This is a genomic window from Streptomyces griseorubiginosus (genome assembly GCF_036345115.1).
In the GTDB taxonomy this organism is placed as follows: Bacteria; Actinomycetota; Actinomycetes; order Streptomycetales; family Streptomycetaceae; genus Streptomyces; species Streptomyces griseorubiginosus_C.
The window spans coordinates 8,084,443-8,107,040 of the sequence record NZ_CP107766.1 but is presented as its reverse complement, the minus strand read 5'-3'; the positions used below and the strand labels follow the sequence as shown (position 1 = coordinate 8,107,040).

18 protein-coding genes, 1 pseudogene and 1 riboswitch are annotated in these 22,598 nt (G+C 69.2%); of the genes and pseudogenes, 5 read left to right on the top strand and 14 right to left on the bottom strand.

Features of this window, described 5'->3' with window-relative positions; all coding sequences use genetic code 11:
* Positions 1-84 precede the first annotated feature (84 nt).
* Together OHN19_RS36605 and OHN19_RS36600 are read left to right on the top strand one after the other, a co-directional pair.
* A complete protein-coding gene (locus tag OHN19_RS36605) occupies positions 85-282 on the top strand; it encodes a DUF5999 family protein (protein ID WP_330268286.1) in 198 nt (65 codons plus the stop codon).
* 209 nt (positions 283-491) lie between these two features.
* Complete coding sequence (locus OHN19_RS36600; RefSeq protein ID WP_330268285.1) at positions 492-1,529, top strand: LacI family DNA-binding transcriptional regulator; 1,038 nt, start codon at positions 492-494, stop codon at positions 1,527-1,529.
* Positions 1,530-2,121: 592 nt separating this feature from the next.
* Here the strand turns inward: OHN19_RS36600 and OHN19_RS36595 are convergent.
* The 4 genes from OHN19_RS36595 to OHN19_RS36580 are packed head-to-tail and all read right to left on the bottom strand — an operon-like array spanning position 2,122 to position 6,336.
* Positions 2,122-3,162, bottom strand: coding sequence for an endo-1,4-beta-xylanase (locus OHN19_RS36595; RefSeq protein ID WP_330268284.1), 1,041 nt, complete (start codon positions 3,160-3,162; stop codon positions 2,122-2,124).
* Between the two features lie 58 nt (positions 3,163-3,220).
* A complete protein-coding gene (locus OHN19_RS36590) occupies positions 3,221-3,985 on the bottom strand; it encodes a carbohydrate ABC transporter permease (RefSeq protein ID WP_330269790.1) in 765 nt (254 codons plus the stop codon).
* Between the two features lie 50 nt (positions 3,986-4,035).
* Positions 4,036-5,034: a sugar ABC transporter permease gene (locus OHN19_RS36585; RefSeq protein WP_330268283.1), complete on the bottom strand. Its 999-nt coding sequence runs from the start codon at positions 5,032-5,034 to the stop codon at positions 4,036-4,038.
* Positions 5,035-5,040: 6 nt separating this feature from the next.
* Positions 5,041-6,336, bottom strand: coding sequence for an extracellular solute-binding protein (locus OHN19_RS36580; RefSeq protein ID WP_330268282.1), 1,296 nt, complete (start codon positions 6,334-6,336; stop codon positions 5,041-5,043).
* A gap of 615 nt (positions 6,337-6,951) precedes the next feature.
* On the opposite strand from OHN19_RS36580, the gene OHN19_RS36575 reads away from it, so the two are divergent.
* A complete protein-coding gene (locus OHN19_RS36575; RefSeq protein ID WP_330268281.1) occupies positions 6,952-8,904 on the top strand; it encodes an APC family permease in 1,953 nt (650 codons plus the stop codon).
* Positions 8,905-8,969: 65 nt separating this feature from the next.
* Positions 8,970-9,170, top strand: a pseudogene (locus tag OHN19_RS36570) (TOBE domain-containing protein); the annotation flags it as partial.
* Positions 9,171-9,226: 56 nt separating this feature from the next.
* Here the strand turns inward: OHN19_RS36570 and gcvP are convergent.
* Complete coding sequence (gene gcvP, locus OHN19_RS36565; protein ID WP_330268280.1) at positions 9,227-12,112, bottom strand: aminomethyl-transferring glycine dehydrogenase; 2,886 nt, start codon at positions 12,110-12,112, stop codon at positions 9,227-9,229.
* 178 nt (positions 12,113-12,290) lie between these two features.
* Positions 12,291-12,386, bottom strand: a riboswitch (glycine riboswitch).
* 122 nt (positions 12,387-12,508) lie between these two features.
* Between gcvP and OHN19_RS36560 the strand changes: the two genes are divergently transcribed.
* Positions 12,509-12,886, top strand: coding sequence for a PRC-barrel domain-containing protein (locus tag OHN19_RS36560; protein ID WP_330268279.1), 378 nt, complete (start codon positions 12,509-12,511; stop codon positions 12,884-12,886).
* A gap of 352 nt (positions 12,887-13,238) precedes the next feature.
* Here the strand turns inward: OHN19_RS36560 and OHN19_RS36555 are convergent, their stop codons facing one another.
* The 9 genes from OHN19_RS36555 to OHN19_RS36515 form a co-directional block, all read right to left on the bottom strand.
* Entirely contained in the window at positions 13,239-14,594 is a 1,356-nt protein-coding gene (locus tag OHN19_RS36555; protein ID WP_330268278.1) for a DNA polymerase IV, read from the bottom strand.
* Between the two features lie 58 nt (positions 14,595-14,652).
* Entirely contained in the window at positions 14,653-15,300 is a 648-nt protein-coding gene (locus OHN19_RS36550) for a MerR family transcriptional regulator (protein WP_123759410.1), read from the bottom strand.
* Positions 15,301-15,563: 263 nt separating this feature from the next.
* Positions 15,564-16,037: a bifunctional nuclease family protein gene (locus tag OHN19_RS36545; protein ID WP_004002801.1), complete on the bottom strand. Its 474-nt coding sequence runs from the start codon at positions 16,035-16,037 to the stop codon at positions 15,564-15,566.
* Positions 16,038-16,114: 77 nt separating this feature from the next.
* Positions 16,115-16,852, bottom strand: a complete 738-nt coding sequence (locus OHN19_RS36540) for a MerR family transcriptional regulator (RefSeq protein ID WP_330268277.1) — start codon at positions 16,850-16,852, stop codon at positions 16,115-16,117.
* An 18-nt stretch (positions 16,853-16,870) separates the two neighbouring features.
* Complete coding sequence (locus OHN19_RS36535) at positions 16,871-17,776, bottom strand: FHA domain-containing protein (RefSeq protein ID WP_330268276.1); 906 nt, start codon at positions 17,774-17,776, stop codon at positions 16,871-16,873.
* A 61-nt stretch (positions 17,777-17,837) separates the two neighbouring features.
* Entirely contained in the window at positions 17,838-18,668 is an 831-nt protein-coding gene (locus tag OHN19_RS36530; RefSeq protein WP_330268275.1) for a DUF881 domain-containing protein, read from the bottom strand.
* A gap of 5 nt (positions 18,669-18,673) precedes the next feature.
* Positions 18,674-19,006 (bottom strand): small basic family protein, encoded by a 333-nt coding sequence (locus tag OHN19_RS36525; RefSeq protein WP_003988855.1) that lies wholly within the window; start codon positions 19,004-19,006, stop codon positions 18,674-18,676.
* Positions 19,003-19,899, bottom strand: a complete 897-nt coding sequence (locus OHN19_RS36520) for a DUF881 domain-containing protein (RefSeq protein ID WP_330268274.1) — start codon at positions 19,897-19,899, stop codon at positions 19,003-19,005. Before OHN19_RS36520 ends, OHN19_RS36525 begins: the two co-directional genes overlap by 4 nt.
* A 105-nt stretch (positions 19,900-20,004) precedes the next feature.
* A complete protein-coding gene (locus tag OHN19_RS36515) occupies positions 20,005-22,500 on the bottom strand; it encodes a sugar phosphate nucleotidyltransferase (RefSeq protein ID WP_123759415.1) in 2,496 nt (831 codons plus the stop codon).
* Between the last annotated feature and the right edge of the window lie 98 nt (positions 22,501-22,598).

Genomic DNA, 22,598 nt, shown 5'->3' with positions numbered 1-22,598 from the left:
TGACGCCCGTGGGGCAACACTGGGTTCAGACTGAGCAATCACACGGGGGACATCATGACCACAACACAGCGAAAGATCCCACCAATGTGCCAGCACCAGCCACCGTGTCCCACCGCCGACTCCGCCGACCGGGAATCCGCCCGCCTTCTGGCGCACCACCCGGAGCAGGGCTGGAGCCTGCTGTGCAACGGCGTCCTGCTCTTCGAGGACACCGGTGAGCTCCTGCCGGACGGCCGGGTCATCGCCCCGCACCGCCCGCTCGCGGGGGCCACGGCGGCCTGAGTACGGCCGGGCGGCCGCGCCGCCGTACGGCCGTACCGTCCGGAGACTTTGAGGGGCCGGCTCGCAGCGACAGTCTGCGCACCGGCCCCGACGCATGTCCGAGGCCGGTCACTCCCTGTGATGCCTTGTATATGGACCCACTTTTCCGGAAGACTCCTGGAAGTTTCGAGGCTCGGAAGCCTTCGGGGCTACGACGCGGAGGTGGGCAAGTGACAGCAGGCGAGGCCGGTGCCGAGCCCCGGGGCAGGGTCACCATCACGGAGATCGCCCGGCAGGCCGGGGTCTCGGTGCCGACGGTGTCCCGGGTGGTCAACGGCCGCTCGGACGTCTCCCCGCGGACCCGCGCCCGGGTCGAGGAACTGCTCCAGCGGTACGGCTACCGCAAGCGCCCGGCGGCCCCCGGCACCCGTGCCGCCCTGCTCGACCTGGTCTTCAACGACCTCGACAGTCCCTGGGCCGTGGAGATCATCCGGGGAGTCGAGGAGATCGCCCACGCCGAGGGCGTCGGCACGGTGGTCTCGGCGATCCACGGCCGCTCCGGCGCGGCCCGCGAGTGGATGCGCAACCTGCGCGCCCGGGCCTCCGACGGGGTCATCCTGGTCACCTCGGCCCTGGACACGGACCTCCACGACGAACTCCGCGCCCTCGGCGTCCCCCTGGTCGTCGTGGACCCGGCCGGCTCCCCCTCGCTCGACGCCCCCACCATCGGCGCCGCCAACTGGTCGGGCGGACTGGCGGCCACCGAGCACCTGCTGTCGCTGGGCCACCGCAGGATCGGCCTGATCGCCGGACCGCCCCGACTGCTGTGCTCCCGGGCCCGCTTCGACGGCTACCGGGCCGCCCTGGAAGGCGCCGGCCTCACCCTCGACGAGTCGCTGGTCGTCCCCGGCGACTTCCACCCGGAGTCCGGCTTCGCCGGCTGCGAGAAACTCCTCGACCTCCCCGAGCCGCCGACCGCGGTCTTCGCGGCCAGCGACCAGATGGCCCTGGGCGCGATCGAGGCCCTGCGGCGGCGCGGCCTCAGGGTCCCGGAGGACATGAGCCTGGTCGGTTTCGACGACCTTCCGGAAGTCCGCTGGTCCGCACCCCCCTTGACCACGATCCGCCAGCCCTTGGCCGACATGGGCAAACTGGCCGTCCGCACAGTCCTCAAACTGGCCCGCAACGAAGCCCCGGACACCCCCCGGGTCGAACTGGGCACAGAACTGATACACCGCGCAAGCACGGCTCCTCCAAGGCCCCACTGACGAAGCCACGGGCTCGGTGCAGGTCGTACACCCAATTGTGGAGCCGCGCGCCCCGGACCGGCCGTAAGGCCACCGCCCCTCCAGCACCCACCGTCCAACCCGCCCCAGACGCAAGCCGCCGAGCGGGAGCGCCACCAGTGCACCCGCCGACACCAGGATGTGCACTGGGAGGGACCGCCCTCCGGCCACGCCACGGACGGGTCATCGAACCCCGGAGCCACCGCACCTCCCAGCAACGAACCCGCGGCCCGAAAGCCACCGCACCCCACGCCCCACCGGCGAACACCGGTGGCCGGGTACCACCAACCGCTCCCCGACGACGCCCGTAGCGGAGCCACCGCACCACCCCCACCCCACGACGTGGCCCAGATCGCCCCCCCCCATCCCCGAGGCGGTCAGGCGGGCCAATGGCCGCGCCCAGATGTCGGCCCGAACGGCGAAGGCGGGCCCCCGTCCAGGACCTCACCCACCCCCGTCACTCATCGCCCCCCCCCCGCCCCCGTTAACCCAGAACCGGCCCCCAGCCGGGACCCGCCGAAAGACGCGCCCCGGCCGGACGACCACCAAAGCCCCGGAATATCCGAACCGCCCCCTACTTCAGCGCCCCCCTGATCGCGAAGTACGCCGGCTTCGGCTGGAGTTGCTCGTCCCACGGCAGCGCGGCGCCCTGGCCCTCGAAGAAGGCCGGGATCCAGCTGTACTTGTCGGTGTAGTCCCACACCGTGATGCCGACGCACCGCCGCACCGCGAGGCACGCCTCGGTCAAGTCGGCGTACCACTCGGCCTGCTGGGCCAGTTTCTCCTCCGTCGCCGGAAGGATCATCCGGATGTCGACCTCGGTGAGCGCGGTGTCGAGGCCCAGCTTGCCGAAGCGGCGGAGGTTGTCCTCCAGGGTCGTGGGATAGCCGTACTGGAGCGCCAGATGGGCCTGGAGCCCGATGCCGTCGAGCGGTACGCCCTGCGCCTTCAACTCCTTGGCGAGGTTGTAGTACGCGTCGCTCTTCGCCCCGATCCCCTCGATGTTGTAGTCGTTGAGGTACAGCTTGACCTTCGGGTCGGCCTGCCGCGCCCAGCGCAGCGCGTCCGCGATGTACCCCGGACCGAGCGTCTTGTAGAAGACGGTCTCGCGGTACGTGCCGTCCTCGTTGAACGCCTCGTTGACGACGTCCCAGGCGAACACCTTGCCCCGGTAATGCCGCACCTCGGTCTGGATGTGCTTCTTCAGTACGGCCCTCAGCTCCCCCGCCGTCCACTCCCGCGAGGTGATCCAGTCGGGCAACTGGCTGTGCCAGACGAGGGTGTGGCCGCGCACCTTCTGGTGGTGCGCACGGGCCAGCCGCACGATCTCGTCGCCCTTGGAGAAGTCGAAGACCCCCTGCTGCGGCTCGGTCGCATACCACTTCATGCCGTTGCCCGGCGTGATCTGGTCGAACTCGCTGCCGAGGATCTCTTTGTACGGCTCGTCGACGAGCTCGGGATTGTCGGTGGCGCTGCCGAAGTACCGGCCGTGGCGTTCGGCGAGATCGGCGAGCGTGGCCGGCTTGCCGTGGGCCTCGGCGACGGGTGCGCCGAGCCCGGCGACAACCAGGCCCGCGGCCAGGACTCCGACGAGTCTGAGACGGTTCTTGCGCATGGGGCGACTCCTCACGTGCGGGGGTGGGTGAGCCGTACTTTTCTCGGATGCGCCGCCGTCAGCCCTTCGTGGCACCGGCGGTGAGGCCGCCGACGAGCTGGCGCTCGGCGACCGAGTAGAAGGCGAGGGCGGGCACCATCGCCAGGACGAGATAGGCGAAGACACGGGCGTACTCCGCCGAGTACTGCCCCTGGAACTGCTGCACACCGACGGGCAGCGTCCACCACGTGTTGTCGGTGAACACCAGCAGCGGCAGCATGAAGTTGTTCCAGCTGGTGACGACGGCGAGCACCGACACCGTGCCGAGCGCCGGCCGTGCCATGGGCAGCAGGACCCGCCAGAAGAAGCCGAAGGAGGAGCACCCGTCGAGGGTGGCCGCCTCCTCCAGCTCGCCGGGGATCTCCCGGAAGAAGGCCCGCAGGATGATGATCGTCATCGGCAGTCCGAACGCGGCCTGCGGCAGGATCACGCCGAGCGGGTTGTCCAGCAGGTCGAGCGAGCGCAGCAGCAGGAAGAGCGGGAGCACCGCCACCGCGAAGGGGAACATCAGCCCCATCGTGAAGAGCGTGAACAGCGCCTCCCGGCCGCGGAAGGCGAAGCGCGCGAACGAGAACGCGGCCAGCGCGGACAGCGCGACCACCAGCACCGTCGTACCGACGGCGATCAGCGTGCTGCTGCCGAGCAGTCGCCAGAAGTCACCGCCGCCGAGGATGTCGGTGTAGTTGCTGGTCAGCCACCGCTTCGGCAGCCCGAAGGGGTTGCTGGAGAGCTCGTCGGTGGACTTGAAGCCGGACAGGACGGCGTAGACGAGGGGGACGACCATGACGGCCCCGACGAGCAGCAGGATCGCGTGCAACGGCAGGTTCTTGCGGATCACTTCCCGTCCCCCCTCATCGTCGTGGTGGCCCCTTCGAGGTCGCGGCGGAGCACGAACCGCTGGTAGGCGAGGGCGAAGACGAGGCAGATGCCGAACATGACCACGCTGATCGCGCTGGCGTAGCCGACCTGGTAGCGCTTGAAGCCGTACTGGAACATGGTCACGGCCATCGTCTCGGAGTGGTGGTCGGGCCCGCCCTGGGTGATCACCCAGACCAGGTCGAACAGCTGGATCGCCCCGATGACGGACAGGAAGACGCTGATCCTGAGGGTGGGCGCGAGCAGCGGCAGGGTGACGTTGCGGAACCGCTGCCAGGCACTGGCCCCGTCGATGAGCGCGGCCTCGGTCAACTCCCTTGGGATGGACTGGAGTCCGGCCAGGTAGAGCATCATGTGGAAGCCGAAGTACTTCCAGGTCATGACGAGGAAGAGCGTCGCCATGACGTACGACGGGTCGGCGAACCACAGCCCGCCCACGCCGTCGAGCCCGACCGCGCCCAGGACGTGGTCGGCGAGACCGTCGTCCGGCGCGAAGACCATGCTGAACAGCACGCCCGTGATCGCCTCGGACAGGACGTAGGGCGCGAAGAACAGCATCCGATAGACGGCCCGGCCGCGGAACTTCTGGTTGAGCAGGACCGCCATGGCGAGCGCGAACGGCAGCTGGAGCACGAGGGAGAGCAGGACCAGGATCAGGCAGCGCCACAGGTCACCCAGGAAGACCGGGTTGTCGAACAGGTCCGTGAAGTTGTCCGTGCCGACGTAGTCCGAGGGCATGCCGAAGCCGCCCCAGCGGAAGAAGGCCGCGTACAGCGCGAAGAGCATCGGCAGCAGGACCATGCCGATGAACAGCACCAGGGCGGGCAGTTGGAAGCCGACCGCGGTGAGCCAGTGCAGCACCCGCCGTCGGCCCCGCCCCCGGGCCCTGACTGATTCCGGGGGCGGGAGTTCGGTGCCCGGACCGCTCCGCTTGTCTGCGAGGAACGTGGAGGTCATCGCGGGCTACTGCTCTTCCTTCGCGGTCTGCGTGATCGACTGGGCGACCTGTTCGGGCGACTTGGACCCGGCGATGAGCGCGGCCACGCTGTCGTTGACCTCCTGGCCGACGGCGGGCGCGTAGGCCTGGTCGAGGTAGAGCTGGAAGCCGGTGGCGGCCTTCAACTGGGCCTGTACGAGCTTGAGGTTGGGGTCGGTCATCGCCTTCTCCGCGTTCGGCAGCACGGGAAGGACGCTGGTCTTCTTGACCAGTTCGAGTTCGGTGGCCTCGGAGGCCCAGAACTTCAGGAAGTCGACCGCCGCCTGCGGGGCGCCCCGGCGCAGGGCGTGTCCGCCGCCGCCGCCGAACACCTCGGTGATGGCGCCCTTGCCGCCCTCGACCGCGGGGAACGGGAAGAACCCGAGGTCGGCGCCGAGTCCCTTGCCGGAGTCGGCCTCCACGGAGGGGGCCCACTGGCCCATCAGTTCCATGGCCGCCTTGCCGTTGCCCACGGCGGCCGCCTGGCCGGTCGGGGTGGAGTAGGCGGCGTTGAGGAAGCCCTTCTGGAAGGGCTGGAGGTCCACGAGCTCCTTGAGGTGCCGCCCGGCCTCGATGAACCCGGCACCGGTGAAGTCCTTGTCCTCGCTGGCCTTCTGGAGGGCGTCGATACCGGCGGTGCGCATCGCGAGGTAGGCCCAGTAGTACATGCCGGGCCACTTCTCCTTGCCCGCGAGGGCTATGGGCGTGATGTTCTTCGACTTCAGCTTGCTCACGGCCTCCAGGAAGCCGCCCCAGGTGGTGGGGGGTTCGCTGACACCGGCCTGCTTGAAGAGCTTCTTGTTGTACCAGAAGCCGATCATGCCCATGTCGAACGGAATGCCGTAGACCTTGTCGTCGAAGATGTACGGCTCCTTGGTGACCTTCAGCAGACCGTCGGCCCACGGCTTGGTCCGGTCGGTCAGGTCCTCGACGAGCCCCGCGTCGACCTGCTGCTTGAGCACGCCCCCGCCCCAGGTGTGGAAGATGTCGGGGAGCTTCCCGGAGGCGGTCAGCGCCGTCATCTTCGACTTGTAGGCGTCGTTCTCCAGCTGGACGATCTTTATCTTCACCTTGGGGTTCTGAGCCTCGAACTTCTTGGCGAGGCTCGCCCAGACACTCTTCGCCGGCTCGGTGGTGGAGATGTTCCACCACTCCACCGTGGTCGTCCCGTCGGACGAACCTCCGTCCGAGTCGCCGCCACAGCCGGTCAGTGCCGTCATACCGATACCGGCCGCGGCGGACGCCGCCAGAAAGCCACGGCGGGACAGTGCCGGGTCGCCCATTTTGCGCTCCTTGGGTACGGGACGGAGACGTCCTTGTCCGTCCTGCGTTTCGAAAGTTTCGGAAGAGATCCAGAAAGCTTCGCTGCTGCCGCACCCTAGAGACAGCTACTGAAAGGTGGCAACCCCCTGTGCACAGGGAATGTTCGAAGGACGGGCCCTCAACTCGTCCCACAAGGCGTCCGCTTCAGCGACCGGAGGGTTCTGGCGATCGGTCGGGCCGACCCGGCACCCCCGGTGCCGCACACGGCGACCATCCCGCCGACGACAAACCGCAGGCGCCCTCAAGGAACTCCATCGGACCCGAAACATTCGACTACGTCAGCGATCCTTACGAAGAAACGGCGCGAGCCCTCGACGCGAGCCGCACATCCCGCCGCCCCGCGCACCACCTCCTCCATGACTCTGCGTATTCACCTGGAGTGGTCGGCCGTTGCCCGAGGTCGTCGGAGGTCCTTCGAGGTGGACGGTGGGGTGGGCGAAGGGGGCCCGAGTCTTAACGGAAGCTTGACGCCCATACGCCCTCCATCCGGGGGCCCAAACGTCACTCTCCGCTTACGCTGGTCCCGCCGTCAGCAGGGCGGCCGTAACTGAGCCGCACCTCTGGAGCACCCCCCGATGGCCACCACCGAACAGCCGCCCGCCAGTCGCCTGCGCTCCTGGATGCTGGAGGGCCTGTCCGACATGGGCAAGCCGGGCGGCCACACGGGCCCGCACGCCGATCCGGAACCCGCACACCGGGGCCAGCGCTGGTGGCGGGTGATGTGCCTGACCGGCGTCGACTACTTCTCCACCCTCGGCTACCAGCCCGGCATCGCCGCGCTCGCGGCCGGCCTGCTCTCCCCCATCGCGACCATCGTCCTCGTGATCGTCACCCTGGCCGGCGCCCTGCCCGTCTACCGGCGGGTCGCCGAGGAGAGCCCCCGCGGCGAGGGCTCCATCGCGATGCTGGAGCGCCTGCTGTCGTTCTGGCAGGGCAAGCTGTTCGTCCTGACCCTGCTCGGCTTCGCCGCCACCGACTTCCTGATCACCATCACCCTGTCCGCGGCCGACGCCTCCACCCACCTCGTCGAGAACCCGCACCTGACCAGCACCCTGCACAACCAGCAGATGCTCATCACCCTGGTCCTGGTCGCCCTGCTCGGCGCGGTCTTCCTCAAGGGCTTCTTGGAGGCGATCGGCGTCGCGGTCGTCCTGGTGGGCATCTACCTCGCCCTGAACGTCGTCGTCGTGATCGTCGGCCTGTGGCACGTGATCACCGCCGGCCATGTCGTCACCGACTGGTCCAGCGCCCTGACCGCAGAGCACGGCAACGTCTTCGTGATGATCGGCATGGCCCTGATCGTCTTCCCCAAGCTCGCGCTGGGCCTGTCCGGCTTCGAGACCGGTGTCGCCGTCATGCCGCACGTCCAGGGCGACGACGGTGACACCGAGGAGCGCCCCACGGGCCGTATCCGCGACACCAAGAAGCTGCTCACCACCGCCGCCGTGATCATGAGCTGCTTCCTGATCGCCACCAGCTTCATCACCACCCTGCTCATCCCGGAGAAGGACTTCGAGTCCGGTGGCCCGGCCAACGGCCGCGCGCTGGCCTACCTCGCCCACGACTACCTCGGTGGCGTCTTCGGCACGGTCTACGACGTCTCGACCATCGCGATCCTGTGGTTCGCCGGTGCCTCCGCGATGGCCGGCCTGCTCAACCTCATGCCGCGTTACCTGCCCCGCTACGGCATGGCCCCGCACTGGGCCCGCGCCGTGCGCCCCATGGTCATCGTCTTCACCCTGATCGCCTTCCTGGTCACCTGGCTCTTCGACGCCGATGTCGACGCCCAGGGCGGCGCCTACGCCACCGGCGTGCTGGTCCTGATCAGCTCGGCGGCGATCGCGGTGACCATCGCCGCCCGCAAGGCCGGACAGCGCGGCTGGACGATCGGCTTCGCGGTCATCTCCGCGGTGTTCCTCTACACGACCGTCGTCAACGTCATCGAGCGCCCCGACGGCGTGAAGATCGGCGCCTGTTTCATCGCCGGCATCATCCTGGTCTCCCTGCTGTCCCGTCTCGCCCGCGCCTTCGAGCTGCGCGTGACCAGCGTGACCCTCGACGACATGGCGGAACGTTTCGTCCGGGACATGGCCAGCCGCAAGATGCGCTTCATCGCCAACGAGCCCGACTCACGCGACAAGGCCGAGTACCGGGACAAGATCGAACAGATCCGCGAGGACAACGACATCCCCGGCGAGGACTTCGTCTTCGTCGAGGTCACGGTCCTGGACCCCTCCGAGTTCGAGGCGGGCCTGACCGTCCGCGGCGAGGTCCTGCACAACCGCTACCGCGTGCTGACCCTGGAGTCCTCCTCCATCCCCAACGCCCTGGCCGCCCTGCTCCTGCACGTCCGGGACATGACCCGCTGCACCCCCCACATCTACTTCGAGTGGACCGAGGGCAACCCCTTCCACAACTTCCTGCGCTTCTTCCTCTTCGGCCAGGGCGAGGTCGCCCCGGTCACCCGCGAGGTCCTGCGCGAAGCGGAACCGGACCGCGCCCGCCGCCCCCGCGTCCACACCGGCTGACCGCCACGCGCGGACTCCGCTTCCCGCCGCGCCCCCTCGCACGCCCTACGTTGATGCCCATGACCCTGAGCATCCGCAACCAGCTCCCCGGCACGGTCACCGCCGTGACCGCGGGAGCCGCCATGGCCACCGTCAAGGTCGCCGTGGAGGGAGGCGAGCTCACCTCCGCGGTCACCGCGGACTCCGCGACCGAGCTCGCCCTCACCGCCGGCACCCCGGTCGTCGCCCTGATCAAGTCGACCGACGTGTCCCTGGCGACGGCCTAGAAGCGACGCGAACGCAAAGAGGGCCCCGCCGGAACGGGGCCCTCCGCACCTCGACCTCAGTCCTCGTACGCGTCCAACGGCGGGCACGAGCACACCAGGTTCCGGTCGCCGAACGCCTGGTCGATCCGCCGTACCGGCGGCCAGTACTTGTCCGCGACCGACACGCCGCCCGGGAAGACGGCCTCCTCACGCGTGTAGGCGTGCTCCCACGCCCCGCCCAGCGCCCCCGCGGTGTGCGGAGCGTTCCGCAGCGGGTTGTCGTCCGCGTCCCACTCCCCCGAGCCGACCTTCTCGATCTCCGCGCGAATGGCGATCATCGCCTCGCAGAACCGGTCGAGCTCGGTCAGGTCCTCGGACTCGGTCGGCTCGATCATCAGCGTCCCGGCCACCGGGAACGACATGGTCGGCGCGTGGAAGCCGTAGTCGATGAGCCGCTTGGCCACATCGTCCACACTGACGCCGGTCGCCTTCGTCAGCGGCCGCAGATCGATGATGCACTCGTGCGCGACGAGCCCGCCCGGCCCGGTGTAGAGCACCGGGTAGTGCGGCTCGAGCCGCTTGGCGATGTAGTTGGCGGAGAGCACGGCCACCTGCGTGGCCCGCTTGAGGCCCTCACCGCCCATGAGCCGCACGTACGCCCACGAGATCGGCAGGATGCCCGCGGAGCCCCAGGGAGCCGCGGAGATGGGCCCCACGCCCGTCTCCGGACCGGCCTCGGGCTGCATCGGGTGGTTCGGCAGATACGGCGCCAGGTGGGCCCGCACGCCCACGGGGCCCACGCCCGGGCCACCGCCACCGTGCGGGATGCAGAAGGTCTTGTGCAGGTTCAGGTGCGAGACGTCACCGCCGAAGTGCCCCGGCTTGGCCAGTCCCACCAGCGCGTTGAGGTTGGCCCCGTCGACGTACACCTGACCGCCGGCCTCGTGCACCTGCGCGCAGATGTCGGCGACGTGCTCCTCGAACACCCCGTGCGTCGAGGGGTAGGTGATCATCAGCACGGCGAGCTCGTCGCGGTGCTGCTCGATCTTGGCCCGCAGGTCCTCGACGTCGATCTCGCCGTCCTCGGCGGTCTTGACGACGACGACCTTCATGCCCGCCATCACGGCGCTCGCGGCGTTGGTCCCGTGCGCGGACGACGGAATCAGACACACGGTCCGCTGCTCGTCACCGTTGGCCCGGTGGTACCCGCGCACGGCGAGCAGCCCGGCCAGCTCACCCTGCGACCCGGCGTTCGGCTGGAGCGACACGTTGTCGTACCCGGTGACCTCGGCGAGCCGCTCCTCCAGCTCCCGGATCAGGGTCAGGTAGCCCTCGGCCTGCTCGGCGGGCGCGAAGGGGTGCAGCTGCCCGAACTCGGGCCAGGTGACCGGCTCCATCTCGGTGGTCGCGTTGAGCTTCATGGTGCAGGAGCCCAGCGGGATCATGCCGCGGTCGAGCGCGTAGTCACGGTCGGCGAGCCGGCGCAGGTAGCGCAGCATCGCGGTCTCGGAGCGGTACTGGTGGAAGACGGGGTGGGCGAGGACGTCGTCGCCGCGCAGCAGCACGTCCGGCAGCGCCTCCTCGGTGGCCGCGTCCAGCGCCTCGATGTCGCCCTCGACCCCGAACGCGTTCCACACGGCGCCCACCTGGGCCCGCGCGGTGGTCTCGTCACAGGCGAGGGACACGTGGTCGGCGTCGACGAGGTGCAGGTTGACCCCGTTCCGCCGCGCGGCGGAGACGACCTCGGCCGCCTTGCCGGGCACGCGCACGGTGAGGGTGTCGAAGTAGGCGCCGTGCACGACCTCCACGCCACCCGCGGTGAGCCCGGCGGCGAGGATGTTCGCGTACCGGTGGGTCCGCCGTGCGATGGCCTTGAGCCCGTCGGGCCCGTGGTAGACCGCGTACATCCCGGCCATGACCGCGAGCAGCACCTGCGCGGTGCAGATGTTGCTGGTCGCCTTCTCCCGCCGGATGTGCTGCTCACGCGTCTGGAGAGCGAGCCGGTACGCCTTGTTGCCGTCGGCGTCCACGGACACGCCCACCAGCCGCCCGGGCAGGCTCCGCGCGAACTTCTCGCGCACGGCCATGTAGCCCGCGTGCGGCCCGCCGAAGCCCATCGGCACCCCGAACCGCTGCGTGGTCCCGACCGCGATGTCCGCCCCGAGCTCCCCCGGCGACTTCAGGAGCGTCAGCGCGAGCAGGTCGGCGGCGACGGTCACGAGCGCGCCGAGCTCATGAGCCTGGTCGATGACCGGCTTGATGTCGCGTACGGCCCCGGAGGCGCCGGGGTACTGGAGGAGCACGCCGTTGATCTCACGCGCGGCGATCTCGGCCGGGATGCCCTGGCTCAGGTCCGCGACGACGACCTCGACTCCGGTCGGCTCGGCGCGGGTCTCGATGACGGCGATGGTCTGCGGAAGGGCGTCCGCGTCGATGAGGAAGAGCCCCTTCTTGTTCTTCCCCATGCGCCGGGACAGGGCCATGGCCTCCGCGGCCGCGGTTCCCTCGTCGAGCAGCGAGGCGCCGGAGGTCGGCAGCCCGGTGAGGTCGGCGACCATGGTCTGGAAGTTCAGCAGCGCCTCCAGGCGCCCCTGCGAGATCTCCGGCTGGTACGGCGTGTAGGCGGTGTACCAGGCCGGGTTCTCCATCACGTTCCGCAGGATGACGGGCGGCGTGAAGGTCCCGTAGTACCCGAGTCCGATCATGGAGTCGAGGACCTGGTTCCGGTCGGCCAGTGACCGCAGCTCGGCCAGCACCTCGGCCTCGGTGCGCGCACCGGGCAGTTCCAGCGCATCGGCGTTCTTGATCACGTCGGGCACCGCGGCGGCGGTCAGCTCGTCGAGCGAGCCGTATCCGACCTGGGCGAGCATCTTGGCCCGCGCTTCGTGGTCAGGACCGATGTGACGCTGCTCGAACGGGATTCCCTGCTCGAGCTCTGCGAGCGGAATGCGGTGGGCGGTCATTGCGGAGGCCTCCTGGTCTGACGCGACCTTCGAGGGGTACCCCGGCGCGGGTACCCCGACGGCCTCCCCCTCTGTCATCTCAACCTGAGAGCTTCACCGGTCGCCCGAGGGCCACCGGCTTTCACCGTCGGTGAGAGCGGAAGCCGCCGTCGACACCCGCCCTGCTTTCCAGAGTGACCTCGTCCGTGCGGTACGTGAGCCTGAGAGATTCCGGGGAGGATTTGCTCCTTCGGCGCCTCCGATGTTGTCTGGAGGACTCTCCCGCACGGGGTCGACAGCCGTCTGCAAGCCTACCAGCGAGGTTCAGGTCGGGCGTTCGAGTGGCCGCCCACTCCAATGTGCTCTTTCGTAGTGCTTACGACCGCTTCGGATGAGTTGCGACCAAGTGGAGGGCCCGTGCAGACCGACATCGATCCGCGCAACCTGATCGGCCGCAAGGCGTTCGACCGCAACGGCACCAAGATCGGCACCGTCGACGAGGTCTATCTCGACGACGCGACCGGGGTCCCGGAGTGGGCGGCCATACGCACCGGCCTCTTCTCCCGCGACGCCTTCGTCCCCCTGGAGCCCAGCGAACTGGTCGAGGGCAGCCTGAAGATCCCCTACGACCGCTCCCTGATCAAGGACGCCCCCGACTTCGGCGTGGGCCGCCACCTCTCCCCGGCCCAGGAACTCCAGCTCTACCACCACTACGGCCTGCACCTGTCCCCACCGTCCCCCCTCCCGGACCGCCCCTTCGGCAAGGTGGCAGGTACGGAGGACGCAGAGACCTGACGCCTGCCCCTGGAAGGTGGCGCGCACGGAGGACGGTGACGCCTGACCGCGGTGGCCGACCGAGGGCACTCCTCGCCTGCCACTCCCCCGCGCCGTTCGAGGCCACTCGTCGCCTGCCGGTCCCCCACGCCGTCCGACGCGAGCGCAGCACCGCCCCCAGAGCTCGCGAGCCGCCGCCGTACCAGTCCCCGGCCGACCAGCCCCCGGCAAGCACCCTCACCAGGCCCAGCCGCCCGCCAGCCGACCACGCCCAACAGCAGCGCCCCGCCACACCCCCGGATTCCCCCACCCCCGACAGCCGCCGACGGCGCTCGCCCCCCACAAGGGCCACCCGCACCCGACGACGAAACCGTCACGGGCGCTGCGGGTGGGCCCCCCTCTCCTCCACCAACGGCAACGGCTCAGCCACCTCCAGCCCGGGATCGTCGACAGAAAACGTCCGCACCCGCCCCGGCAGGGAATCCGGCGTCTCGAACCGCACAGTCACCCGCCCCAGCCCACTCCCCTGCACCCACCCATGCCCGTACTCGGCGTGCCGCACATCGTGACCGGCCACCCACCGCCGCTCGGACGCCGTCCGGGTCTCCACCACAGCCACCTCACCGATGTCCTCCTCGGCCACCTCCACCCGCTCCCCCGCGGCCTGAGCGAACAGATCCTCCTGCGTGAAGTCGGCGAGCCCCGAAACCCCCACCCCCAGCAGCCGCACACCCCCGGTGGAATCCACCCCCTCCAGCAACCGCAGAGCGGCCTCCCGCACCACCGCCGGATCATCCGTGGGCCCCCGCAGCGTCTCGGACCGCGTCAGGGTCGAGAAGTCGTACCGCCGCACCTTCAACACAATGGTCCGCCCCGACAACCCGGCCCCCCGCAACCGCCGCACACACCGGTCCGCCAGCCGCTGCACCTCGAGCCCCACCCGGACCCGGTCATGGATGTCCACGTCGTACGTGTCCTCCACCGACACGGACTTCGTCTCCCGCTCCGCCACCACGGCCCGCTCGTCCCGCGCCAGCGCCATCGCGTACAGCCCGTGCCCGTGCGCCTTCCCAAGGAGCCGTACCAGCTCGTCCTCCCCCGCCTCCACGATCTCGTCGACCGTGTGGATCCCGGCCCGCCGCAGATGGTCCCCCGTCGCCGGCCCCACCCCCGGCAGGGTCCGCACCGACATCGGCCCCAGCATCGCCCGCTCGGTCCCCGGCTCGATCACCACCAGACCGTCCGGCTTGGCCTGCTCGGAGGCGATCTTCGCGAGCATCTTGGAGGCGGCGAGCCCCACTGACCCCGTGAGCCCCGTGACGGCCCGTATGTCGGCCCGCAGCTTCGCCCCGGCCAGCCGCGCCGACCCCTCGTCCCAGGCCGCTCCCCCGGCCTCCAGGTCCACGAACGCCTCGTCCAGGCTCAGCGGCTCCACGAGCGGCGACAACTCCCGCAGCAGCCCCATCACCTGCTCGCTGATCGCCTTGTAGAACCCGAAGCGCGGCACGAGATACGCGGCGTTCGGTGCGAGCCGTCTCGCCTGGGCCATGGGCATCGCCGAGTGCACCCCGAACACCCGGGCCTCGTAGGACGCGGTGGCCACCACACCCCGCGGCCCCAGCCCGCCCACGACGACGGCCTTCCCGCGCAGACTCGGCTTGGACGCCTGCTCCGCCGAGGCGTAGAAGGCATCCATGTCGAGATGCAGGATCGTGGGCGCTTTTCTCACATGTCCGATGCTGCCCTACGCCACTGACAATGCCCCGCCGAAGGCAGCGGGGCAGGCTTCAGACCGCCCGGTTGCGGCGCCTGGCCAGCTCGTCCGCGGGGTTGTGCCCGACCAGCGTCTCCCCGGTGTCGACCCGCTCCCCGTGCAGCTGCGACAGCGCGCTCTCGACGTCCCGCCACACGACACCCACGGCGATCCCGAAGATCCCCTGGCCGCCCTGGAGCAGCGCGTGGACCTCGTCGGGCGAGGTGCACTCGTAGACCGTGGCTCCGTCGCTCATGAGCGTCATGCGCTCCAGGTCCTGGAAGCCGCGCTCGCGCAGGTGCTGGACCGTGGTGCGGATGTTCTGCAGCGACACACCGGTGTCGAGGAACCGCTTGACGATCTTCAGGACGACGACGTCCCGGAAGCTGTAGAGCCGCTGCGTGCCCGAACCGTAGGCGGGCCGCACGCTCGGCTCCACGAGCCCGGTGCGTGCCCAGTAGTCGAGTTGCCGGTAGGTGATACCGGCCGCCGCGCACGCCGTAGGGCCGCGATAGCCGATCTGCTCGGACGCCATGGACGTCGCCCCTCCGCTGCTCGGCACGGCCGCCGGTCGCTGCGGAGCGTGATGATCGGCCGCGCTGGTGTGAAGCGGGTACGGACCGCTCGCCCCGAGACTCCGTCCGGGGGCACCCCCAGCCGTACCGTCGCCGCTGCTTCTCACGCCGACCTCCGTCCTTGACCTGCCTTCTCGACGGTAGGCAGTCACCAGGGGTGCGTCAACGATCGCCACACTCGGCACGCCGAGTGATAATCACCCTAGGAGTGGTTTCCCGTACCCGTCCGCGGGGAAAGGCTAGCCGAATGCGCTCTGAGCGGGCCGCAGGACGCTCTCACGCGCCGGTGGCAAATGCCGGCATTTCAGTGGCGACCGGACACGGCCGACCCGTCACGGACCACTGATCCGCCGGACCGGCCGCCCCCGCCTCACTGACTGCTGGTGCCGAAGTCCTCGGGGGAGATCTGGTCGAGGAACTCGCGGAACTTCTCCACTTCGTCCTCCTGCTCGTCCGGGATCGCGATGCCGGCGTCGTCGAGCACTCCGTCGCTGCCGTAGATCGGCGTCCCGGTGCGCAGGGCCAGCGCTATGGCGTCGGACGGCCGCGCGCTCACCTCGACCCCGCTGGCGAACACCAGCTCCGCGTAGAAGACGCCCTCACGCAGGTCCGTGATGCGCACTTCGGTGAGCTCCTGGCCGACCGCCTCGAGCACGTCCTTGAACAGGTCGTGGGTCAGCGGTCGTGCGGGGGCCATGCCCTGCTGCGCGAAGGCGATCGCGGTCGCCTCCCCGGGCCCGATCCAGATGGGGAGGTAGCGGTCGCCTCCCACTTCACGCAGGAGCACGATCGGTTGGTTGGAGGGCATTTCGACCCGGACACCTACGACATCGAGCTCGTTCACACAGCAACCCTAGGCCGTGCCCGGGACGTTTGGGTAGTCGGGCAGGAAACGGGTGACAGTTCCTGCACCTGCCGTCCTCAGGGCAGCCGCACACCGAGGGCCGTCTGCACGAGCGCCGCGTGCAGCTTCACCGTGAGGCCCGCCAGTTCCTTCGTACGGGCTTCCGCGTGCGCGCGGGTCTGCGGGTTGCGGTGGCGCTTCAGCGGAGCCACCACCTGGTCCACGAGCCCCGCCTCACGGTCGGCTGCGGCCTTCATCGCGCGCAGGTGCCGCGGCTCGATCCCGAACCGCCCGAGCTCGACGACGAGCGCGGCCACGGTCACCGTCTCGGCGTCGTACGCCCCGTCCGGCAGCGGGGTGACGAGTCCGTACGACTCCCACTCCGCGAGCTCCGCCTCACCGATCTCGGCGGCGGCGAGCAGCTCGGCCCGGCCGATCCGGGCCGCGGTGGGTCCCTCGGGGACCTCCAGGACCGTTTCTCCGTCCCGCTGACGGCCCACTGTGGGCAGCGCGACGGCCTCGCCGCGCTCCATGGCGTCCAGGTGCTCCCGGATCACCTTGAGCGGCAGATAGTGGTCCCGCTGCATCCTCAGGACGTGGCCGAGGCGCTCGACGTCCCGGTCGCTGAACTTGCGGTACCCGGAGGGGGTCCGCTGCGGCTCGATGAGGCCCTCGGACTCCAGGAAACGGATCTTGGAGATGGTGACTTCGGGAAACTCGTCGCGCAGCACGTTCAGCACCGTGCCGATGCTCATCAGTCCACTGTCCGTGGCGGCGGCGCCGTGTCCGGCACCGCCGCTCGGTGTTTGAAGCATGGACCTTCCCTGGGAGGGTCAGTAGCCCTGCTGGCTCGCGTAGAACACCAGCCGGTACTTGCCGATCTGCACCTCGTCGCCGTTGTTCAGGGCGACCGAGTCGATCCGCTCGCGGTTGACGTACGTGCCGTTGAGGCTGCCCACGTCGGACACCGTGAACGAGCCGTCCTGGCCTCGGCGGAACTCCACGTGGCGACGCGAGACGGTGACGTCGTCGAGGAAGATGTCGCTCTGCGGGTGGCGGCCGGCCGTGGTCAGCTCACCGTCCAGCAGGAAGCGGCTGCCCGAGTTCGGCCCCCGGCGCACGACCAGGAGCGCGGAGCCCAGCGGCAGCGCGTCGACGGCGGCCTGCGCCTCCGGGGAGAGCGCCGGCATCTGCGTCTGACCGGTGACCTCGGAGTCGTAGGCCTCAAGGCCGGAGATGGAGATGGTGGAGGTCGTCTCGGAAGGACGCTCGGGCACCACCCCCGCCCGCAGCGGGGCTCCGCAGTTGGAGCAGAAGCGGCTGTTCTCCGCGTTGCGGTTACCGCACCTCGTACACACCTGGGCCGACATAGGGGAAAACCCTCCACCCGTACTTGAGGTTGACGGCTGCCCGAAACCTATGCCGCCGGACTGGGCAGGGTCAACAGAAGGCGCGCCCTGACCTCCGGAAATGTCGCCCGGCCCACCGACCTGGTCCCGGAACAGCGGACGCTGGCCCTCGGCGTCGGGCTGTGCGCGGTGCCGAGCGGTGGCGTTGTTGTCGCTGCCCTCTCGCGCGCTCTTGCCGAACAACTTCTGAAACAACTTCACGGGCGATTCCCCTTGACCGAAACAGACCCGCCCGTGGGGCAGGACGAACCCTGATTGAACACACCGGTCGACCCGGACATCCTCACAACGTCCGTTTCCACCAGACAGTTTCCACCACGCACCACCCAATCGGTGCGCCGACCCCCCGCAACCTCATGCCCTGGCCCGACGCCCCGCATGCACCCCCGGTTCACCGGGAGGACGACCGAGCGTAGTCAGGCCGCTTCGCCGCTCGCAAGGCGTCCACAACGATCTTGTCCGACCGCTCGACGATGACGGTGGCCTGCTCCTTCTCGAGAGTCTGCACCACGCCTCCAGGGATGTTGAGCGCCGGTTCCAGGTCCTGCGGATTGCCGATGACCTTGAAACGAAAGGGAGCGGTGATCTTGTTCCCGTCGACGCTCACGCTTTTGTCGGAGTCCGACAGATAGGTGCCGGCCACGACCCGCACGCCGTTCACCTGGATCGCCTCCGCGCCGGCCGCCCGCAGCTCCTGGATCGCGTCGAGCAGCATGTCCGCCTCGACCGTTCCCTTGGTGTCCTCGATCGTCATCTCGATGCCCGGCCCCTGCGCGGCCACCGTGCCCGCGAGGATGCCGAGTTGCCGCTCCTTCTCGACCGTCTGCTTGCGGGCCTCCTCCGCCTGGTCGGAGCTGTTCTCCAGCTCGTCCCGCTGCTTCTCGAGGCCCTGCTTCTCGTCTTCAAGACGCTGGGTACGGTCGTCCAGTTCATCGAGGATGCGTACGAGATCCTCCTGCCTCGCTCCCCGCAGCGCACTGTCGCTGTCGCTGTTCGACGCCACCTGGACGGCGAGACCGAAACCGAGGCCGAACAGCAGCACCGCGACGATGAGTTGGGCCCGGGTCACGCGCGGCGGCCACAGCCCCTTCACCAGCCTCTGACGGCCGGTGAGACCGGGCTCGTCGGCCGGGTCCGCGGTCTCCTCGGCAGGCGTCACCGGGAGTTCCTCGGGCAGTTCCTTGCGCAGCCTGTTGCCGGGCGTCTCTTCCTGCTCGCTCATCGGCGTCACGCCCGGAAGACGTGCCGGCGGATCGCCGCGGCGTTCGAGAAGATGCGGATGCCGAGCACGACGACGACACCGGTCGACAGCTGGGCACCCACACCCAACTTGTCGCCCAGGAACACGATCAGTGCGGCCACGACCACGTTCGACAGGAACGAGACGACGAAGACCTTGTCGTCGAAGATGCCGTCGAGCATGGCGCGCAGACCACCGAAGACGGCGTCCAGCGCCGCCACCACGGCGATCGGCAGATAAGGCTCGACGACCGCCGGAACCTCAGGCCGGACCAACAGGCCGGCCACGACTCCCACGACGAGGCCCAGTACGGCGATCACGATGTGCCCTTCTCAGTTCTCGGCTCTGCTGTACGTACGATCACACTCGGTGCGGCCGGCAGCCGGAGGTCGTCCTCCACGGAAATCGCGGTCCGGATGCCGTAGTTCTCCTGCAGGGCGTGCAGATACAGCCCGTCGGCACTGTTCTGGAACTTCGTGCTGAGCCGCTGCCCGTCCCCCACCGCAAGCACCGTATACGGCGGCACCAGCGGCTTGTTGTCGACCAGTATCGCGTCACCCGCAGCCCTGATCGCCGACAGCGCGGTCAGCCGCTGTCCGTTGATGGAGATGGCCTCGGCGCCCGACTCCCACAGCCCGTTGACGACCCGCTGCATGTCCCGGTCGCGCACCCGCCCTGTGTCGGAGAACCCCGACGTCTCACGCGGGTTGCCGTCACCCCCCGTGGTGGCCTCCTTGGCGTCGTTCACGACCAGCTTGACGCCGGGCCCGTGCACCTCGGCCGCGCCCGACAGGATGTCCACGAGATCGGCCTGGCCGCTGTCCCCGCTCTCCTTGAGCGCTTCCCGCTGCCGCGTGCCCACGTCGTCACGCAGCTTGTCGACACTTTCCTCGAGCTTGTCCGCCGTGTCGCTCTCGCGATCGATACGGTCGATGAGCTCCTGGCGCTCCTTGGCCACGACCGGAGCCGCCACCCGCGCCTGCGCCGCCCCCACGGTGACCACCAAGGCGGCGAGCACCAGGCCGACGGCCAGACCGAGCTTCGCCCGCAACGTCTTGGGCAACCCGCCGTCACCGGCCGCCTTCTTGCGGGCGGCCGCCTCGGCGTACCCGTCGTCGAGGCTGTGGTCCATGACGTTGGTGAGCAGCGACATGGAGGCGTCCGGGCGCGAGGGGCGCGTGGGGGTGCTCCGAATGGGGGGCTGCTGCGGCATGCCGCACATCGTCGCACGTCGCGGCCCCTACCTCCGAATGGCCCCATCGGCGTGCCGGACAGGCCCCCTTGGGGACACTTGTCCGGCACGCGTGCGTGCGTCGGTTCAGCGGCCGGCGCTGTCCACGACCGCCGACCACTCGTCCAGCAGGGCCTGCGCGGACGCGTCGTCGGGCCCCTCGGCCCACAGATGGGTGACCGCCTCGGCCGGGTCGGGCAGCACCATCACCCAGCGTCCGTCGGTCTCGACGACCCGGACACCGTCGGTCGTGTCGACAAAGCGATCGCCCGCCGCCTCCACGACCCGCCGCATCACCAGTCCCTTGACGGCCCACGGGGTCGCCAGATCCCGCTTGAGGACATGGGCCCGCGGAATCCGCGCGTCGATCTGGCTGAGCGTGAGCTGCGTCCGCGCCACCAGCCCGATCAGGCGTACGAAGGCCGCCGTACCGTCGAAGACGCTGCTGAACTCCGGCACGATGAAAGCGCCCTTGCCGTCACCGCCGAAGATCGTCGTTTCGTCGCGCCCGACCCTGGTGAGGTCGTCGGGCGAGGTGGTCGTCCACTCGACCTGCGTGCCGTGATAGGCGGCCACCTGCTCGGCGATCCGCGTGGTGGTGACCGGCAGCGCCACCCGCCCGCTGCGCCGCTCCGCGGCCACCAGGTCGAGCATGACGAGCAGGGCGCGGTCGTCCTCGATGATGCGGCCCTTCTCGTCCACCAGGGACAGCCGCTCACCCACGGGGTCGAACCGCACACCGAAGGCGGCCCGCGCGGACGCCACGATCTCGCCCAGCCGCACCATCCCCGACCTACGGGCGTCCGCCGTCTCGGTCGGCCGGGACTCGTCGAGCCCCGGATTGATGGTCAGCGAGTCCACACCGAGCTTCCCGAGCAGGCTGGGCAGCACGAGCCCCGCACTGCCGTTGGACGCGTCCACGACGACCTTGAGCCCGGACTCGGAGATCCCGGTGATGTCGACGTTCCGCAGCAGCGACCCGGTGTACGAGTCGAAGACACTCGCCGGGAAATGCAGGTCCCCGATCTCCCCGGGGAACGCCCGCCGGTACTCCTGCCGCGCGAACACCCGGTCCAGCTTGCGCTGACTACCCTGGGACAGGTCCGCGCCCCGCCCGTCGAAGAACATGATGTCAACGGAGTCCGGCACCCCGGGTGTGGTCCGGATCATGATCCCGCCGGCACTGCCTCGCGCGGTCTGCTGCCGCGCCACGGGCAGCGGTACGTTCTCCAGGTCGCGTACGTCGATGGCGCTGGCCTGCAGAGCGGAGATCACCGCCCGCTTGAGTGCTCGGGCGCCTCGGGAGTGGTCGCGGGCCGTGGTGACCGTCGAGCCCTTCTTGAGGGTCGTCGCGTAGGCACCGGCCAGCCGGACGGCGAGTTCCGGCGTGATCTCGACGTTCAGGATGCCGGACACCCCGCGGGCGCCGAAGAGATGCGCCTGTCCCCTGGACTCCCAGATGACCGAGGTATTGACGAAGGCGCCGGCTTCGATGGTCTTGAACGGGTAGACCCGGACATTCCCCTGAATAATCGATTCCTCGCCGACGAGGCACTCGTCCCCGATGACCGCGCCGTCCTCGATCCGCGCGGCACGCATGATGTCGGTGTTCTTCCCGACGACACAGCCGCGGAGATTGCTCTGCTGTCCGACATACACGTTGTCGTGCACGACGGCCTTGTGCAGAAAGGCACCGCTCTTGACGACGACATTGGAGCCGACGACGGTGTGCTCCCGGATTTCGGCGCCGGCCTCGACCTTCGCGTAGTCCCCGATGTACAGCGGGCCGCGCAGAACGGCGTCGGGATGCACCTCGGCCCCCTCGGCCACCCACACGCCCGGGGAGAGCTCGAACCCGTCGATCTCGACGTCGACCTTGCCCTCGAGGACGTCGGCCTGGGCCTTCACATAGCTCTCGTGGGTGCCGACGTCCTCCCAGTAGCCCTCGGCGACATAGCCGTAGATCGGCTTGCCTTCCTTCATCAGCTGAGGAAAGACGTCACCGGACCAGTCCACAGGTACGTCGGCCTCGACATAGTCGAAGACCTCGGGCTCCATCACATAGATGCCCGTGTTCACGGTGTCCGAGAAGACCTGGCCCCAGGTCGGCTTCTCCAGGAAGCGCTCGACCTTGCCCTCTTCATCGACGATGGTGATACCGAATTCAAGGGGATTGGGCACACGCGTCAGACAGACGGTGACCAGTGCGCCCTTTTCCTTGTGGAAGTTGATGAGCTCGGTGAGGTCGAAGTCGGTCAGGGCATCACCGGAGATGACAAGGAAAGCATCGTCCTTCAACGCCTCTTCGGCGTTCTTGACGCTTCCGGCGGTACCGAGTGGCTTCTCCTCATTGGCATAGGAGAGCTCCATGCCGAGCTCTTCACCGTCACCGAAGTAGTTCTTGACCAGAGAGGCCAGGAACTGGACGGTGACGACGGTCTCGTTGAGCCCATGCCTTTTGAGCAGCCTCAGAACGTGCTCCATGATCGGCCGGTTGGCCACCGGCAGGAGCGGCTTGGGCATGCTTGAGGTCATGGGACGAAGGCGTGTGCCTTCGCCTCCGGCCATCACGACGGCCTTCATGTCGGAAGCGTCCTCCTCTAAAGAGTTGACGGTCTAGCCGACTTCACCCGTCCAGATTGTCCCGCACTTTTCCGCCGGGGGCCATCGAGCCGCTTCGG

Coding starts and splice junctions, on each gene's coding strand:
- OHN19_RS36590 (WP_330269790.1), bottom strand. CDS start 3,985: ATGGTCGTCCCCCTCGTCTACGCCGTCCTGTCCGGCTTCAAGTCCACC.
- OHN19_RS36585 (WP_330268283.1), bottom strand. CDS start 5,034: ATGACCTCCACGTTCCTCGCAGACAAGCGGAGCGGTCCGGGCACCGAA.
- OHN19_RS36520 (WP_330268274.1), bottom strand. CDS start 19,899: ATGCCGCAGCAGCCCCCCATTCGGAGCACCCCCACGCGCCCCTCGCGC.
- OHN19_RS36540 (WP_330268277.1), bottom strand. CDS start 16,852: ATGCTTCAAACACCGAGCGGCGGTGCCGGACACGGCGCCGCCGCCACG.
- OHN19_RS36580 (WP_330268282.1), bottom strand. CDS start 6,336: ATGGGCGACCCGGCACTGTCCCGCCGTGGCTTTCTGGCGGCGTCCGCC.
- OHN19_RS36605 (WP_330268286.1), top strand. CDS start 85: ATGTGCCAGCACCAGCCACCGTGTCCCACCGCCGACTCCGCCGACCGG.
- gcvP (WP_330268280.1), bottom strand. CDS start 12,112: ATGACCGCCCACCGCATTCCGCTCGCAGAGCTCGAGCAGGGAATCCCG.
- OHN19_RS36530 (WP_330268275.1), bottom strand. CDS start 18,668: ATGAGCGAGCAGGAAGAGACGCCCGGCAACAGGCTGCGCAAGGAACTG.
- OHN19_RS36595 (WP_330268284.1), bottom strand. CDS start 3,162: ATGCGCAAGAACCGTCTCAGACTCGTCGGAGTCCTGGCCGCGGGCCTG.
- OHN19_RS36575 (WP_330268281.1), top strand. CDS start 6,952: ATGGCCACCACCGAACAGCCGCCCGCCAGTCGCCTGCGCTCCTGGATG.
- OHN19_RS36515 (WP_123759415.1), bottom strand. CDS start 22,500: ATGAAGGCCGTCGTGATGGCCGGAGGCGAAGGCACACGCCTTCGTCCC.